Source organism: Sphingomonas sp. BL-S-05, from assembly GCF_055521695.1.
In genome coordinates, this window is record NZ_CM145499.1 from 1,197,738 (window position 1) to 1,213,526 (window position 15,789).

At 64.8% G+C, this 15,789-nt stretch carries 16 protein-coding genes; 10 read left to right on the forward strand and 6 right to left on the reverse strand.

Features of this window, described 5'->3' with window-relative positions:
- Positions 1–43 precede the first annotated feature (43 nt).
- The 3 genes from ACZ1JS_RS05350 to ACZ1JS_RS05360 are packed head-to-tail and all read right to left on the reverse strand — an operon-like array spanning position 44 to position 2,729.
- On the reverse strand, positions 44–286 hold the full coding sequence (locus tag ACZ1JS_RS05350) for a helix-turn-helix domain-containing protein (RefSeq protein ID WP_465168039.1): 243 nt from the start codon (positions 284–286) through the stop codon (positions 44–46).
- Positions 283–1,950: an AAA family ATPase gene (locus ACZ1JS_RS05355; protein WP_465168040.1), complete on the reverse strand. Its 1,668-nt coding sequence runs from the start codon at positions 1,948–1,950 to the stop codon at positions 283–285. The genes ACZ1JS_RS05350 and ACZ1JS_RS05355 overlap by 4 nt, the downstream gene beginning before the upstream one ends.
- Entirely contained in the window at positions 1,869–2,729 is an 861-nt protein-coding gene (locus ACZ1JS_RS05360; protein WP_465168041.1) for a hypothetical protein, read from the reverse strand. The genes ACZ1JS_RS05355 and ACZ1JS_RS05360 overlap by 82 nt, the downstream gene beginning before the upstream one ends.
- Positions 2,730–3,548: 819 nt before the next feature.
- On the opposite strand from ACZ1JS_RS05360, the gene ACZ1JS_RS05365 reads away from it, so the two are divergent.
- The 5 genes from ACZ1JS_RS05365 to ACZ1JS_RS05385 are packed head-to-tail and all read left to right on the forward strand — an operon-like array spanning position 3,549 to position 5,653.
- The gene (locus tag ACZ1JS_RS05365) at positions 3,549–4,172 is read left to right on the forward strand and encodes a hypothetical protein (protein ID WP_465168042.1); all 624 of its coding nucleotides are present in this window, start codon (positions 3,549–3,551) and stop codon (positions 4,170–4,172) included.
- Positions 4,169–4,603, forward strand: a complete 435-nt coding sequence (locus ACZ1JS_RS05370; RefSeq protein WP_465168043.1) for a hypothetical protein — start codon at positions 4,169–4,171, stop codon at positions 4,601–4,603. The genes ACZ1JS_RS05365 and ACZ1JS_RS05370 overlap by 4 nt, the downstream gene beginning before the upstream one ends.
- The gene (locus tag ACZ1JS_RS05375) at positions 4,600–4,857 is read left to right on the forward strand and encodes a hypothetical protein (protein ID WP_465168044.1); all 258 of its coding nucleotides are present in this window, start codon (positions 4,600–4,602) and stop codon (positions 4,855–4,857) included. The genes ACZ1JS_RS05370 and ACZ1JS_RS05375 overlap by 4 nt, the downstream gene beginning before the upstream one ends.
- Positions 4,854–5,123, forward strand: coding sequence for a hypothetical protein (locus ACZ1JS_RS05380; protein ID WP_465168045.1), 270 nt, complete (start codon positions 4,854–4,856; stop codon positions 5,121–5,123). The genes ACZ1JS_RS05375 and ACZ1JS_RS05380 overlap by 4 nt, the downstream gene beginning before the upstream one ends.
- Positions 5,120–5,653, forward strand: coding sequence for a hypothetical protein (locus tag ACZ1JS_RS05385; protein WP_465168046.1), 534 nt, complete (start codon positions 5,120–5,122; stop codon positions 5,651–5,653). The genes ACZ1JS_RS05380 and ACZ1JS_RS05385 overlap by 4 nt, the downstream gene beginning before the upstream one ends.
- 263 nt (positions 5,654–5,916) lie before the next feature.
- Here the strand turns inward: ACZ1JS_RS05385 and ACZ1JS_RS05390 are convergent, their stop codons facing one another.
- The 3 genes from ACZ1JS_RS05390 to ACZ1JS_RS05400 form a co-directional block, all read right to left on the reverse strand.
- Positions 5,917–6,726 carry an abortive infection family protein gene (locus tag ACZ1JS_RS05390; protein WP_465168047.1) on the reverse strand — a complete coding sequence of 270 codons (810 nt, stop codon included), beginning with the start codon at positions 6,724–6,726 and terminating at the stop codon, positions 5,917–5,919.
- Between the two features lie 3 nt (positions 6,727–6,729).
- Positions 6,730–7,347, reverse strand: coding sequence for a ribosomal protein L7/L12 (locus ACZ1JS_RS05395; protein WP_465168048.1), 618 nt, complete (start codon positions 7,345–7,347; stop codon positions 6,730–6,732).
- A 70-nt stretch (positions 7,348–7,417) separates the two neighbouring features.
- Positions 7,418–8,050: a hypothetical protein gene (locus ACZ1JS_RS05400; protein ID WP_465168049.1), complete on the reverse strand. Its 633-nt coding sequence runs from the start codon at positions 8,048–8,050 to the stop codon at positions 7,418–7,420.
- 460 nt (positions 8,051–8,510) lie between these two features.
- On the opposite strand from ACZ1JS_RS05400, the gene ACZ1JS_RS05405 reads away from it, so the two are divergent.
- From ACZ1JS_RS05405 to ACZ1JS_RS05425, 5 genes are all read left to right on the forward strand, one after another.
- Positions 8,511–9,152, forward strand: a complete 642-nt coding sequence (locus ACZ1JS_RS05405) for a hypothetical protein (protein ID WP_261268035.1) — start codon at positions 8,511–8,513, stop codon at positions 9,150–9,152.
- 68 nt (positions 9,153–9,220) lie between these two features.
- Positions 9,221–11,596, forward strand: a complete 2,376-nt coding sequence (locus ACZ1JS_RS05410; protein WP_465168050.1) for a terminase gpA endonuclease subunit — start codon at positions 9,221–9,223, stop codon at positions 11,594–11,596.
- 5 nt (positions 11,597–11,601) lie between these two features.
- Positions 11,602–11,814, forward strand: a complete 213-nt coding sequence (locus tag ACZ1JS_RS05415; RefSeq protein ID WP_261268033.1) for a phage head-tail joining protein — start codon at positions 11,602–11,604, stop codon at positions 11,812–11,814.
- 122 nt (positions 11,815–11,936) lie between these two features.
- Positions 11,937–13,481 (forward strand): phage portal protein, encoded by a 1,545-nt coding sequence (locus ACZ1JS_RS05420; RefSeq protein ID WP_465168051.1) that lies wholly within the window; start codon positions 11,937–11,939, stop codon positions 13,479–13,481.
- The gene (locus ACZ1JS_RS05425; RefSeq protein ID WP_465168052.1) at positions 13,478–15,715 is read left to right on the forward strand and encodes a phage major capsid protein; all 2,238 of its coding nucleotides are present in this window, start codon (positions 13,478–13,480) and stop codon (positions 15,713–15,715) included. The genes ACZ1JS_RS05420 and ACZ1JS_RS05425 overlap by 4 nt, the downstream gene beginning before the upstream one ends.
- The last annotated feature ends 74 nt before the right edge of the window (positions 15,716–15,789 follow it).

Consider the following 15,789-nt stretch of genomic DNA (forward strand, 5'->3'; position numbering starts at 1 on the left):
GACCCTCTTCACGCCGGACGGGTGTAGCTTGATCGCGGGACGGCTATCGTCCGCCTTCCTCGCCGATGATCCTCACCACGCCCAACTTATGGGCGAGGAGCAGTGCCGTCGGAAGCGTCGCTTCGCGGCGGTCATCGCCGCTGCTGAACAGCCGCGAAATGTAAGCGCGCGAGAAGCCGCAGCGGCGTGCCAGTTCAGACTGGTTGACGTTCTGATCCTTCATGGCGCTGCGGACGCGGGCCATCAGGTCGGCCGCCTCGTGGGCCTGCGGATCGATGCTGTTCACTGCCCGTCCTCCTCGTCTTCGGCACCGAACGCGGGGTTGATCGCGTATTCCGATCGGCCGACGCTGATCATCACCCCGTCAGCGACAAGGCGATCGAGCAGCCAGCGGGACGTGCCCTCGATTTCCTTCCCACCCCTGGTACCGTTATCGGCGATGCCGCCCTTCGCCGGCTTCAGCCCGACCAGCGCCGGCGTGTCCTTCTTCCAAAATTCGTCCTTCAGGCGGTTCTGTACCATGTTCGCCGTGATCGGCTTCTTCTCGACCGTGGTGATGTGCGTCGCAATCTTGAGCACGAGTGCCAAGGCGAGTGACCTATCGACGTTCGAAGGCGCTGCGACAGGTGCGTCGCTGATCGCTCCGTTCGAGACTGCCGCTGAAGCCTGAGCGCTCCATTCGAGGTACTGGACGAAGCTGCGCGGCTTGTGCCGCATCAGACTGGTGACGTCGTGGAACGCGCCCGCACCGACACGACGGGGCGAGAACCACATCTTGGTGTCCGGCATGCCGCCGACGTTCTCCTTGGCGACCTGCACTACGATCGCGCGCGAATGCTCTTCCGGAAGGCCCTGCGACTCCCACCACTCGTCCGCTACGATCTTGCTGCGGACCTTGACGTAGCTCTGCTGCATCGGTCTGCGCACCTCGATGGTGGCGCGGACGTTGGTCGACCATGCGAAGCCACCGGCGAGGCGCTCAGCGCGTGCTTCTTCCGGATCCAGCTTGTCCGGCTTGGCCGACTTCACCGAGTGCGCGATGGCGAGGACGGCGAAATCGCCTGCGATCGAGCGCTGGTTGAAGAACCAGGCATAGACGGTGGAGAGCAGGTTGTCGGTCAGCTCCATGCCGCCGGTGGTCGTGATCGAATCCACGATCAGCAGAACGTGGCGCTCCGGATCGTCGGCTGCGCGACCGGAATTGTGGCGCTCGATGTCGGCGACGATCGCCGCACCCTTTTGGTTCACGTCGAACTTGCGGCTCTCGCCCTCGTCATCGAATAGATAGGCGTTGCGGAAGGGGAACTGTGCCAGCGTCATGCTCAACGGCGCGATGACGCGGATGCGCTTGCGTGTCGCCTTCGCGTCCTCACCGTCCGGATCCATGCCGAGGTCGTTGACGATGATCGACCAGATGCGCCGGTCGACGCGCTCGTAGGTGTCCTCGGCCGTGTAGATCGTCACGCGGCCGCGCCGGGTGATCTCGAGTCCGGTGCGCGGGTCGTATATATGGGAGGGGGCCTTGGGTCCCACCGCCGCGACGTGAACGGCGGTGGAAAGGGCGAACCACGTCTTCAGCGAGCTGCCCTTGCCGAAGATGATCGTCAGTCCGGTGCGGCACAGCAAGCCCGCCACCGTCATGCGCTCTTCGCGCTCCTCCGGCATCGCGATCGGCCCGTCTTCGTCGTCCGGGCTGTGAAAGGCGAACGTCACACCCTGCGGCGGCTTGGGGCCGCTCGCCTCGTCCGCCTTGGCCTGCAGATCCTTGTCATGAAAAGTCATCGTCGCGCCCTCGTTCCCCGTCCCATCAATATAGGCACAATGTTGCCTGTAGGCAACAACCCCTTCGAACAGGATCGTCGTTTTCTTCAGCAGAGTCCGGGAAGGAGCGGCGACGGCTCGAGGGCCGCAGCGGCATCGCGGTCGGCGAGGCGCTTGGCGGCGCGCCAAGCGCGCTGATCCTCCCGACGCTGGTTGATCGAGGCGAGGACGACAGGATCGGCGGCTAGCTGGTCGAGCAGGCCGCTCAGTTCGAGCTGGAGGAAAATGCGATCGACGATGTCGGTCTCGGCGTCAGGCGCGGTGTCGACCCAAGGGCCATCCGCCTCGACGCGTTCGACGACCTTGAGCAGAAAATGCGCGGCCATGCGGTGATCGATGGACGCCAAGTGGGTCATCGCCTCGAAAGAGGCCAGCGTCTCGCGATCCTCGTCGTCACCGGACCCGTCGCGCAGCAGGCAGTCGATCAGCGTCGCGTAGGTGTGCGCCGCGTCACGATCAACTTCGGCCTCCTCCGTTCCTGCTAGGCAGCTGTCTATCACCTGCTGCCCCAGGCACCGTAGCGAGACCGTGTCATAGCCGTCGAGCTTTCGCGACGTACTGGCCGTCATCAGCATGGCGCCGATTGCGAGCGCGCCTGGCACGCCGGCTTCGTTGACGACCAGCATCGCGCGACCACTGTCGATCAGGCTGGCGACGCCGACCGGCCCGGCCATGCGGCGCAGGCGATCCTTCAAGCCGCGTCCGCCTTCACGAGAGGCGCTGACTTTGATCGAGCCCAGGATCCCGCCGGTCAGATCGCGTCGGCGACCATAGGCCGCGAGTTCCCGTCTCACAGCGGCGTGTCGGTGCGCGGGCACGTCGTAGGCGGCGATCAGTTCTTCGGCCGTCGGTGCGCCGTCGTCGGCGGTGGCGGGCGTCGCGCCCATCTTGTTGATGCGCTGATACAAGCAGTCGGTCCCCGACGCGCCGCCTCGTGCGGAACGTTTGTGGAACCATGGTGGATCGGATCCGGGCTGATGACAAGCCCCTCCATTGACGACCATATCAGGACAACATCAAATACGGAGGACCGTAGCCAATGGATGGGGGTAGGATGTCTAGCGTTTCGACGGGTCCGCGAGCAGTCTAGCGCACTAGACGCTAACCTTAGTTTTTGATGTTGACCTCGATGACCGCTCGAAACGCCCGCAAAGTATGAGATTCTGGCGTCACGCCAGCTCAGCGCGGTCTAGTGAAACTAACCTTAGTGCCGTGCTTCACTAGACGGTCACAACAGGCCGGGGAACTCGCTAAAAAGCCAAGCGCCGTCGGAGTTTTTGCCGTCTTGGCGGGATGATTACGGCGGTGTTTAGTGTCTAGTGTTTTCCGTATGTATATACATACACAGGCAGGAGAGGCTGACGCCTCCTGCCTGTGTATGGGTACATATACGAAGCGGTGTCGGTCTGGAAGATCAGGACCGGGACGGGCTCAGTGACGTGTAAGGTCAGCTGATGATCGGTACAGTGCAGTGTGCTGAGCCCGTCCCGGTCCGTCAACATCGGAAACGTCCGCTACGCTGCGATTTCGTAGAGGACGACCGTGGGGTGCTACAGCCACCTCGTCAATCCGCTGAGGCACCGGTCTTTGCGGATCGCGTCTTCGGCGAAGTGTCGCGACCTCGTTGCCGTCGTCCAGAAAAGTGCGCGACATGTTCGAGGGGGGGATTTACCGCAACGCCGCCGGGCTATAACATCAGGACAATAAGTTAACGCAAGGACCATGCAATGGCCGCACCGCTGATCCAGATCGACGCCCGCCGCGCATTGCGCAGCCTCGGACGCGTCGGCCCCGCGCTCCATCGCGGCACGGGGCGCGGGCTCAACGACCTCGCGTTCGGCGCGATGCGCTTCGAGAAGGGCCAGCTGCCCCGCCGCCTCGACCGGCCGAGCACCTTCACCGCGCGCGGCGTCCAGGTCGACCGTGCCGCCGCGACGCAGGCGACGCCCGAGGCTGTCGTGAAGATCAGCGACCAGCGCGCGAAGTATCTCGCCGCGCAGGAGTACGGCGGCGAGCTGAACAAGGGCAATGCCGGCGCATCGCGTGGATCCGGCAGCAACGCCATCGTCGTGCCGGTCGCCGAGAAGGTACGCGACCAGCTGGGCGGTGCCGGCCGCAACGCCGTCCGCCGCGTGCTGAAGCTGCCCCGCACCTACCTGACCAGTGCGGGCGTTTTTCAGCGCAACGGATCCGGACGCCTCGGTACGCCGTTGCTGCTGTTCCTCCAGCGCGTCCGCTTCGGCGAGAACCTCCACTTCCGCGACGACGTCGGCGGGTTCGCCCAGCCGCGCATCCGGGCGGCGGTGGCGATGCGCGTGGATCGCGAGCTGTCGCGGGCGGTGCGGTCGTGAACTACACACAGCCGCAGGTGGTCAACCGTACGCAGCGGCGCGCCTCCGACAAGAAGGCGCGCGCGAGGGAGAATGGCGCGTTCAGCAAGGCACGTCGCGTCTTGAATGGCATGCCCCGCATGCGTCGCGTGCGCGAACCGGAGATCACCTGGGTCGAGGAGTCGTTAGCGGATGAGCTCGATCCGAGCGAGTTCCCCATGATCGTCGAGGCGCTGGGAATGTCTGTCATCAGCCGGATCCTTGGCGAGTTGACGACCGAGATCCAGATGAAGCTGTGGTGGGAGGGCGATCTGGTCATCAACCGCCGCCACGTATGGGCCGAGATCACTCGCCGGGCGCACACAATCATGAGGTCGCAACTCGACGGCATGGTGCAAATGCGTCTCGCTGCAGCGTATCCAAATTCACGGTTCTGGAAGGGCCACGCATGATCATCTTTGTCGATGAGAACCTCGCCATCGTCGATACGATCGGCGGTTCGCCGGTCTACAACCGCCCGCTTCTCCCCGGCGCGCTCGTCACCAGCCGCACCGGCCGGTTCATGGTCGTGTGCCCGTACGAGGTGAACGACGGCGACGCGACCGGCGCGCTGGTTCTGGTGGAGTGCATCGCCGGCGACGCGCCGCGGCACGTGCCGGGACGGCGGACGTGGCAGCCGGGCGAGCAGCTGCGGAGGGCGGCGTGATGCATTCGGTGACGGCGCTCATGATGTATGATCGGCCCTCCATCCGCTGGATGTTCCTTGACACACCAGGCTCGATCTTCGTTTCGTGGGACGGCGTGACGATCCTCAACGGTGCCTTCAGCTTCGACCTTGTCGGCTTGGCGGAGGCAGAGACCACGCTCGCGGAGTGGTGCGCCCGCATCAGGCCGCTGTTGCTCGCCAGCGATCGCGTCGACGCGATGACGAAGCTGCGCCTCGCGGCGCGATGGGCGGAGGCGAAGGCGTGATTACGACACTGAGCGCGTTAATCGCGCTTCGTCCGGCGCCGAAAGACCGACCCCTGTGTCATCGAGTGAAAGTTGCTTGGCCGATCCGCACGTTCGGACATGAGCGACTGGTGTCGTTCGAGGTGGTTGAGCGCGTCGGAATGGGATCCTCCGCCGGCTCCATAATCGGCGAGCGAGCCAAAAAGGCGCTGAGGTCGTTGGCGTTCGAGACATTCCCGCCAGAAGCGGTGAGGATTACCCACCCGCTCAACAACGGCGAGTTGATCGTTGTGCCTTCCTATGACGGCGCTTCCAACACACCGTCCCTTCTATGGTGGGATGGTGATGAGCGCAGTCGCAACGGATTCGCCACGCCGGATGTGTTGTTTAGCGGCACACTTGGGCTCGACGATTTCGTGGCAGTCGCCCTGCGTCTAGGATTGGCCTGTGAGTGGAGCCAGCACCTGCTGCGCTACGTGCTGAGCTGTCCAGACGTGGATGCGATGACGAAGCTGCGGCTGGCGGCGCGATGGGCGGAGGCACGAGCGTGATCGTTGTGCATGTCGATTTTCGGCGAAAGCGGCTCCTTGCTGCGGCGGACATGAAGCGCGAACAGCATGCCGAGCTGACTGCCTTTCACGCCGAGGTGCGTGCCGGTCTCCACGGCCCGAGGGTGTCGATTGTGGGAGATCCGCCTCGACCTGACCAGATCGCGTACCGCGAGGGCCTGGCAGCAAAGGCGGAACGGGTCCGACGCATTCGAGCACGAGGCCGTGTCGGCAGGTTCGCCCACTTCATGTTCGGCGTCTAACGGTCAGCGGCCGAACTTCGACCCATCCAGCGACTTGATGAAGCGTAGCAAGCTGGTCACCGACTCGAACACGTAGCGGCCCTCGTCGACGCTGAGGATCGTGTTGTCGTGCGCGAGGCTCTCGTTGTTCCTGATGCCGTTGAACTGCTCCATCACTTGGACGGCCGACTTGGCGATCTTCTCGGAATACTGACCTAGTTGGCCCGCCCGCCGCAAGTTGTTGATGTACCGTCCCGCGCGGGAGTGCAGCGCGTCTCCGTGATTGACCGTCTCGCCATCGCGGGCGAGCAGATCCGCGAACTTCTTCATTGAGTAGGTGTGCAGACGATCGAGGGCGGCGTGTGGCGCATCCGCCTTGATCTCGCGCTGGATGGCCATGACCAGCTCGGCTAGTGTGGGATCGTCACTGAACGCCTCGACCACGTCCATGTCGATGCGTGGTTCATGGCCTTCCAAACGATCCAGCATTGCGAGGAAATCGTCCTCAACGTGCAGCTCGAGGTCGCTGTTCATGCCGTTATTGGTGATGCGCTGCCGATAATTCCAGAAAACGCGCAGCGCCTCGGCCTGAGCCCCTGGCACCAGCGAGCGCAGGAACGCGCGGAGTCGCTTTGCCTTGGAGGATCCGTCGCGTGTGTACATCGGTGCGGTTAGATCGACGCCGAACTTGCGTCTGACAAAGTCGTTGAGCGTGGCGTCCGAGAAGTCGAGCACGTATCCCGACGTCATCACTAGGGCTTGGTCGACCAACCACATGTCGAGCGTGGGTTCGTCCGGATCATTGACCAGCTTGTCGGCAAAGTAGCTGGACATTGCTCAGCGAACCTCAACGGTTGCACCAGCCGCTTCCAGCACGGCTCGAGCGTCTTCGGCATCGGTGATGGACACGGCGTTCAGCAGCGTCGCTGGTACCGAATCCACGGTCCGTATCGACGCTCCCATCCCCAGCTTCGTAACTTTCTTAACCGCCTCGGTGACTTTCATCTTCTTGCCGTTGTGAGCGACCAAGATGACATCGAAGTCGACCTTCACGTCAGGATTCAACGGTATGTCGACCGTGACGTCAATCGATCGATCTCCTCGCGTGAACGTTGCGGTTGACGGCGTACCACCACGCTGAAGTCGGCGATCAACGCCGTCATTCGTTCGGCGGGAAAGCTCCTTGGCGAACCCCTCCATCTCATCAGCGATCTTGCTCAAGCGCTTATGCGCAAAGATGTTGAAAGGCCAACTGGTGTTGTCGAAGTCACGTTGCGCCTTCGCAGCCTGCGCCTCGAAGCGCTCGATCTTTTGGAGATCCTCTGGGCTACCGCTGTCACGCTCCACCATATCGTATCTGATGTCGGCATGGCAGCCTGAGCATAGAGCAAGTCCGTACTCGACGTCCCTTTTGCCGCAGAACGGGCATCTCATATCATCGATCTGTCGTGTCATAGCTGCCCTCGGATTCGACAGCATCATGGACAAGACGGGCGGAGAGACAACCCCGCCCGTCTTCATATCGTCACCAGGCTGCCCATTCCGCCCGGATGATCGCCGCTCCGGCGTCGCTGCAGAACGGGCGCAGGAAGGCGCCGTAGCCTCCGCTGCCTAGCTCCCTCGCCGGCGCAACCAGATGTACGTGCGCATCCCGTCGGACGCCCGAGCGGGCAGGGACGTGCAGTGCCGCGATCACCGCCATCGACCGATCCTCGCAGAACGCCTTGCGCGCGAATGCCCGTACCCGCGACCACGCCGTCAGGATCTCGTCCGTTCGATGGATCGTGAAGTTGCAGACGACTGCCAGATCCTTGATCCCGGGGAACGACTCCGCTTCGTACCGCTCGACCAGGCGGCGGGCGTCGAGCAGGTCGGACGGCGCGCCCTGGGGCAGCATGACCTCGTACGTCGCTGTCGGTGACCAGGGATCGGCAGCGCCACCGACGCGCGCGGCCGCGACCGGGTGCAACTTGTTGAACGTGAAGTCAGTCAGGTCGTTGCGGATGCCGTCGCCCAGCTGTCGGCGCAGCACTCCCCACCGCACACCGGGACCAGCGTCCACGGCGACGAACGGTGCTCCCGCCCGGGGCGGCACCGCCTGCGTCCAACCTTCCATCGTATCGATGCGGCGCTGCTGCTTCTGTATCTTCGTCTTCATCGTCAGTCTCCGGGGCCGGCCACCGCGCGCCTGCCTGAACCCCTGTCATTTCCACAATACGCACGGCTCGACCGTGCAGTCCTCCACCTTGCGACTGCGAGCAGGCGCGTGCCGACAGGCGCAGACCGCGTGACGCGGTGACGACAGAAATGATGATCGATCCGACAGGGAGCGTGCCGTCTTGGGCGTCCGTCCCTGTGGGGAGGGGATGGCGCTCTGTCCGCTGCTGATACGCCGACAGGGAGGCAGGCCGAGCGGGTCCTTCCAGGGGGGTATACCTATGACATGCGGGGGTGTTCGCTAGCCCGACCCAAAGCTGCGAAATTCGACGCAAGAATGCATTCCGACACTTTCGGCGTCCTGATCCTTCCTAAAGCCGCACGGGAAGGACGACACCTGCGACAATCCCCATGGGCCCCGTGCATCCAGCCGGAACCGCAGAATCCCGAGGGTTTCATTGGTGTCGAACGACCTGCAAGACGCGATCGCAAAGGCGGCGAAGGCCAAGCCCGCGCCGAAGCCGCGCAAAGTGAAAGTGTCGGAACGCGGGCGACCCCCTTCCGACACTTCACGCCGTAGATCTGCGCCCATCCATACGCCGACCGCTCTGGCTGAGTTGCTCGATGTACATCGTGACACGGTGTACGACATGGAGCGCGAGGGACTGACCCGCAGCGTTGATGGCAAGGGTTTCACGCTGCCCGACGTGTTCCGTTTCGTGAAGGCGCGTGAGCGGGCCGCCGGTCGCGAAGAAGCGTCAGACCCGAAAGGTGAGCTCGAGTTCGAGAAGATCCGTGGTGAGCGGGCGAAGAACGACATCATCGAGGATTCGCGCGACGAGAAGCGCCGCAAGCTGATCGAGGTCGAACTGGCGGTCGCCGTCTACGAGGACGACGCGACGCACGTCGCGGTCCATCTGCGCGGACTTGGCGCGAAACTGATGCAAGATCTAGCCATAGTCGATGATCCTGACGCGATCTGCGACCGCATCGACGAAGAGGTCGAGAAGATGCTCGAGCATTTGAATGCCGAGCACGTCGATCCAAATTGCGAGGACTGCCATCCGTATCTGGGCGGTGTCGAGATCGAGGGGAGGGCCTGATCGCGACCGTCACCTCGTACGCCGCCCTCGGTCCTCGCGTTGCCCAAGCGGTGCGGAACATCGAGATCATGGCCGCGACGTCGGCGCGTCATCCCCGCGAGGGGTACGACCGTCGCGCCGAACGCGCACGCCTGTCGTTCCGCAAGTCGGCCCGTAAGGCGCTTCACCGCGAGGAACGGCTGAACCTCGTTGAATGGACCGAGCGCAAACGCCGCCACGGTCGCTTTTCGAAGTCGCCCGGTTCGAAGGTCCGCATCGCAGATCTCGAGGTTACGCGTGGACCGTTCCTGTGGTTCACCGAGCCCGGCGTTCGCGAGATCGGCATCCAGGCTTGTACCCAGTCCGGCAAGACGTTCCTAATGGAGTCGGTCGCCGGCTGGGTCATGCACATCGCGCCGGGGCCTATCCTCTACGTCGGTCCGACGATCGCCGACGCGGTCCAGTTCACCGATGAGAAGTTCATGCAGATGGTCGAGGCGACGCCCGTCCTGAAGCCGAAGATCAACACCTCGCGGACCAGCGGAAACACGAACGTCCGCAAGCGCTTCCCCGGTGGCCGCATGCGCGCCGTCGGTACGGAAGCGCGCGGCGGCTTTACCATGGTGGCCGATCAGTACCTGCTGCTCGACGAGATCGATGGCCACGGGAACGCCGGTGGCGACGGCGACACGTACCTGCTCGCGAAGGGCAGGACGCCCGAATTCGCACACAGCTACAAGCTGCTGGCTGTTTCGTCGCCGACGGTCGAGGACCGGGGCAAGGGCCTGCCGTCGATCAACAAGATCTACAAGTCCGGCGACCAGCGGTTGCCTTTCGTCCAGTGCCAGAATCCCGAATGTCGGCATGACCACTTTATGGAGTGGCAGCCGGAGAGGACGGGTGAGCCGTCGCTGCATATCCCCAAGCGCGATGACGATGCCCGCGGCGACTTCATGCCCGACGGTGCGGGCTACGTCTGCCCGAAGTGCCGGCACGTTCACACGAACACCGAGCGCCTGCGGATGCTGCGTACCGGCGCGATCCACTGGCGGGCGACGAAGAAGTTCAAGTGCTGTGGTGTTTGGCAGGATCCGCGCGAGCGGTGGGAGGCCTGCGACCAGACGCCGGGCGATTACGCTGCCCAGTGGCAGCCGTGGGGTGAGCCCTTGGGGGTTCCGTCTATCGGATATGGCGACCGGGGTGTGGACCGGGCGCGGTGCCAGGTTTGCACGAAGATGCCGGTCCCCAACCGGATCGCGACAGGGCACTACGGACGGTACTATCGTCCGCAGTTCAGCCTTGCCGAGATGGCGCACGAATTCGTCGAAGTCATCCGCGATCCGTCGAAGCGGCGGGCGTACTGGAACACGATCCTCGGTCTGCCCTACGCGGATTCGAAGTCGCAGGCACTGTCGTCGGACAACCTCGATGCCCGTGGCGAGATCTGGGAAACCCGGATAATCGACGACCAGACGGGCGAGTGGGAATACGTTGTGCCTTGGGGCGTCGCCATGATGGGCGTCGGCATCGACGTGCAGCTCGGTTCGGCGGATGGGACCGGATCGCGCTTCGCCCTGAACCGTAAAGGCTGGGGCGCAGGCGAGGAGGTCTACGTCCTCGATTATCGCGAGACGACCGCAAACACCCGCGACGTGTCGGAATGGGAGCGGGTCATCCTCCCCTACATCGAGCATGCGATGCAGCGCGCCGACAAGCGTCCGTTCATGCCTATGTACGTCTGCATCGATGCCGGCAACAACCCGGACCAGGCTTCCGAGTTCGTCGCTCGACATCGTGCACGTTTGTTCGCTCGCGGGATCCACCTGTTCGCCGTGAAGGGCCTGCGCGAAACCGGGGCCCAGAGCTGGCGCACGTGGGCGGGAGCAGCGCAGTCGGCCAAGGCGTTTGAGAAGTTCAACGATGCCAATGTGCGGCTGTGGAACGTCGGTACGCGCGAGGCCAAGGACACCATCTCCTCCTACCTGCGCACCGAGGCCGGCCCCGGCACGGTCCACTATCCCCGGGGCATCGGACGACACTGGATCGACGGCGTTCTCGCCGAAGATCAGGTCGAGAAGGGGGGGCGTCTCGTCTGGGAACATCTCCGCAAGAGCGTGAAGAACGAGCCTTTGGACACGTTCGTCTATAACCTCGCCGGTCTTCGCGCGATCCAGTCGATGTACCCCAACTGGTCGCTGGCTTGGCAGGCTGCGCAGGTTGGCGCGATCACTCCCGCCATCCGGTCGGTCGAAGGTGAAGACGCCAACGCCCCAGGATCGGCGATCGCCGACGCGGCAGTCCGTCTTCACGGCGCCCTGACCGCGCTCGCGGCACGGGAAGGATCCGCTGCGTCACAATCGTCACCGACACCCACGGTCCCCAAGCCCGCACCCGTCGAGGTCGAGCTGGATGAGCCGTGGATCGCCGAAACCGGCTGGCACGCGCCAGTCATGCCCTGGGACTGACCACGATGAGCATGGGCTACACCGAAGCTGACCGCGCCAAGCTCCGAGCTTGCATGCTGGAGGGTGTGCGTGAAACCAGCATGGGCGGTCGTCGGATGGTATTCCACTCGATCGCCGACATGCTGGCTCTGGATCAGGCCATTTCGGCGGAGCTCGCTGCTACTGCTGCGCCCGTGCATCGCGGTCCTTCGGCCGTCCAGATCGTGGTCGATCTCTGATGGCTGCGCAGACCGGCTTCTTCTCCCGCGCTTGGGCCGCGACGAAGACGGCGTTGCTGGGCGTGCCTGGCGACGTCGGCAGCGACGTGATGACGCGCGGCGTCGACGACCGTCGTGGCCGGTTGCGCGGCGCGTACGACTTCGACGATCCGTTCGGCGGATCCGGTCGCTTCCACACCGCTGGCTCCGGCACGTCGCTGCTTGCGCCGTCGCACCAGCGGCTGGTCGCCAGTTGCCGTGATCTCGTCCGCAACAACCCACACGCCCGCGCGGCGGTGCGCGTTCTGGCCGCTGCCAGCGTCCGCTACGGCATCACGCCGATCTTCTCGTCCGACAACAAGCGGACGCAGGAGGCGATGGAGAAGGCATGGCGCAAATGGATCGCCAAGGCCGACGTGACCGGGACCCATGACTGGTACGGCCTGATGCACCGGGTCGATTGGCAGTTCTGGGAAGCCGGCGAATGCTTCCTGCGCTTCCACGTCCTCGACGACGCCGAGGCGAACGCGCTCGGTCTCGACATCCCGCTGCAGCTCGAGTTGATCGAATCCGAGCAGGTTGCGACCGAGAGTTGGACCGCGCCGAACGGCAACCGGGTGATCGCCGGCATCGAGGTGAACAAGCGCGGTCGCAAGGTGGCCGTCTGGGCGTACGCGAAGAACGCCGAGGACCCGATGGACGTCGGCGTGCGCGAGAAGATCCGCCTGCCGATCTTCGACGGCCGTTCCGGCGAGATCCTGCACATCGCCAACCCGATGCGCGGCAATCTGCGCGGCGAACCCGGCCTCGCCATCGCCGGGACAAGGATGGAAGCGCTGGACATCTACGAGCGCGCTCTGCTGACCCGCGCCCAGGTCGAGGCCTGCTTCTCCGGCTTCATCGAGACCGCGGCGACCAGCGTCCCCGCCAACGGCGGCATGCCGATCGACCCGGCGCTGGGACAGACGTCCGCGCCTGATCGCCCCGGCGCGCCTCCCGTGCTGCACCTCAAGCCCGGCATCGTCCAGCGGCTCAACCCGGGCGAGAAGGCGACGTTCGCGTCTCCGATCGCCAGCGGCGGGCTGGAGGTGTTCGCGCGGCAGACGCTGCACGACATCGCGACCGGCATCGGCGTGCCGTACGAGCTTATGACCGGCGACCTGTCAGACGTCAGCTACACCAGCTTCCGCGCCGGAACGATCCAGTTCCGCGACCAGGTCGAGATGCACCAGTGGCTGGTGCTGATCCCACAGCTGTGCCTGCCGGTCGTGATGTTCTTCTCCTTCCTCGGCTATCTGAAGGGCCGCTGGGCTGAGATGGCGCCGGAGAAGATGGACTGGGGCCTGCCCAAGGCGGCGTCCGTCGATCCGGTCAAGGACGCCATGGCGCTGCTGATCGAGCTCAAGGCCGGCGTGACCGACCTCGCCCAGGTGAAGTCGGACCGTGGCGAGGATTGGCGGAAGACGCTCGATACGATCGCCGAAATTCGCGCCTACGCCAAGTCGCTCGGCCTGGAGGGCTTCCTGCCGGAGGGCTTCGGCGGAGCGCTCGCCGAGGCGGAAGCGGCCGCGAAGTCGCCCGCCGCACGGGAAGATTCGGCCACGGTACAATCGGATGCAACGGACGGAACCGGGGGCGAGCAGACGCCGCGCCAGGCCCGCCAGGCGAAGAAGAGGCATCCGAAGTGACCACGATCACCCGATCCCAGCAGCTGGCGACGACCGCCATCGGCATCATCGGTGCCATGGGCGTGTCCGGCATCGAGCCGGGTTCGGCGGAGTTCACGCGCGCCGTGAACCGCTTCATCTCGACCGATCCGGTCTTCACTCGCGCGGTGCACGTGCGGGCCGAGGGCGACGCCGCCGAGGGCGCGACGGGCGGCGAGCCCGAGAACGTCGAGATCAAGGACGGTGAGGCGTTCAGCTTCGACGCCGTGGCCTCGCGCGGCACGAAGCGCCTCATGTGGCATCCGGCCTATCGCCGCATCGTCTGGGAGGTGCTGACCATCACCCCGGACAGCGTCGACACCAGCGTCGTCGATGCGCAAAACGGCATCCCGTTCTACCGTGACCACTGTCACTGGTCCGGCGCGCTGCTCGGCCGCGTTGACCGGCTCGAGGTGACCGATGGCGAGGTGGTCGCGCGCAGCATCCGCCTGTCCAAGCGCGATGACGTCAAGGGCTATCGCATGGACGTGGCCGACCGGATCACCGGCGGCGTGTCCCTCGGCTACCGACACAAGCGGTCCGAGCTGATCGAGGCGGGCGAGAACGAGCTTTACCCGACGTGCATCGTGCACGAGATCATCCCCGTGGAGCTGTCGGCGACGGACATGCCGGCCGACATCCTCTGCGGCATCATCGAGGCCAGCATCCGCAGCGCGTCCGACGACGTGCCGGACGCGGCGATCACCGGAACCCGCGCGGCCGACGCCGCCGGCATCACCGCCAACCGCGCGGACAACACCCTGGAGACCCAGAACATGACCACGACTGCCTCCGGCGCCCAGACGGGTGCTCCCCAGAACCCGGTCGCCGATGCGCCCGTGATCACCCGCAGCGATCAGCCGATTGTCCAGCAGCAGCCCGGCATCACGCAGACGAACGTCGTGACGTTCGATCCGACCGCCTTCGCTGCGCGCTCGGCCGAGATCTACACCATCGGTCAGGAGCTGCAGCTCGACCCGGCTGTCGTGACCCGCGCGATCGGCGACGTCAGCATGACGCTCGACGCCTTCAAGCTGCAGGCCCTCGCCGCAGTTCGTGGTCGTCAGACCCCGGGTACCACTGCCGGCAACGATGTTGCTACTCGTGGCGACCGCGTCGGTGCGATGATCGAGTCGATCGTCTGCCGCATGAACAACACTGCTCCCACCGGACTGGCGACCGAGTACATGCGTCACTCGATCCGCGACATGGCGGAGGAGAGCCTGACCGCTGCCGGTCATGTGATCGCCCGTAACGACCCGAACGAGGTCTTCACCCGCACCTTCCACGTCACGTCTGACTTCGGCGAGGCGCTGCGAGGTGCCATCGGCCGTACGCTGATTACCATCGGCGGCAGCCGGACGCCGACCTACGAGAAGCTGTCCGAAAGCCGCGACCTGCCGAACTTCCTGCCGAACAAGGCGATCGACGTCGACACCTTCCCGGTGCTGAAGCTGGTCAACGAGGGTGGCGAGATCCAGTACGGCACCGTTGGCACCGGCGAGTTCGACGTGCTGCTGAAGACGTTCGCGCTGGGCCTGCGGATCACCCGCCAGGCGTTCGTGAACGACGGCCTGGGCCTGTTCCCCGGCGTGGTCCGCTCGCTCTCGCGCCGCATTCCAATTCAGAAGAACGCGATCGTGTACCACGCGCTCTTCATCGAGGCCTATAAGGTCGCGACGGGCAAGGTGTCCAAGGCGCTGATCCCCGGCAAGAACCTGCTGCCCGCCGGTTCCACGCTGTCGGCCGAGAACGTCGACAAGGCCAAGGTGTTGATGGGCGAGCGTACGCTCCGCGACGGCACCGATCCGGGCATCACCGCCCGCTTCCTGGTCGTCGGACCGAAGAACGAGTCTCTGGCGGTCAACATCACGACCGCCAACCTCGCGGCCCTGGGCAAGGTGAACACCAACACCGAGCTGACGACCGTGGTCGACAAGTCGATCAAGGGCGACAGCTGGTTCCTTCTGGCTGACAAGGAGGAGGGCACGCCCGCCCTGCAGCACGGCAGCCTGATCGGTAACACCGGCCCCATGATCAAGCCGTGGGCGCAGGTGAGCGGCTTCGACGGCGTCGAGATGGAAGCCAAGATGGATTTCTACGGCGCTGCTTGCAGCACGTACGCCATCGCCGGTTACGTCGATGCCGACGCCTACAAGGCCGCTGGCCTGGTGAAGGCGAGCGCCGAGGACGCCGGGCTGAAGGCCACCGTCTGATCAACCCAGGGGGCCGGTTCACCGGCCCCCGTAGACGCCCGATGATCCGATCGGACGGGCGAAATCCAGCGAGG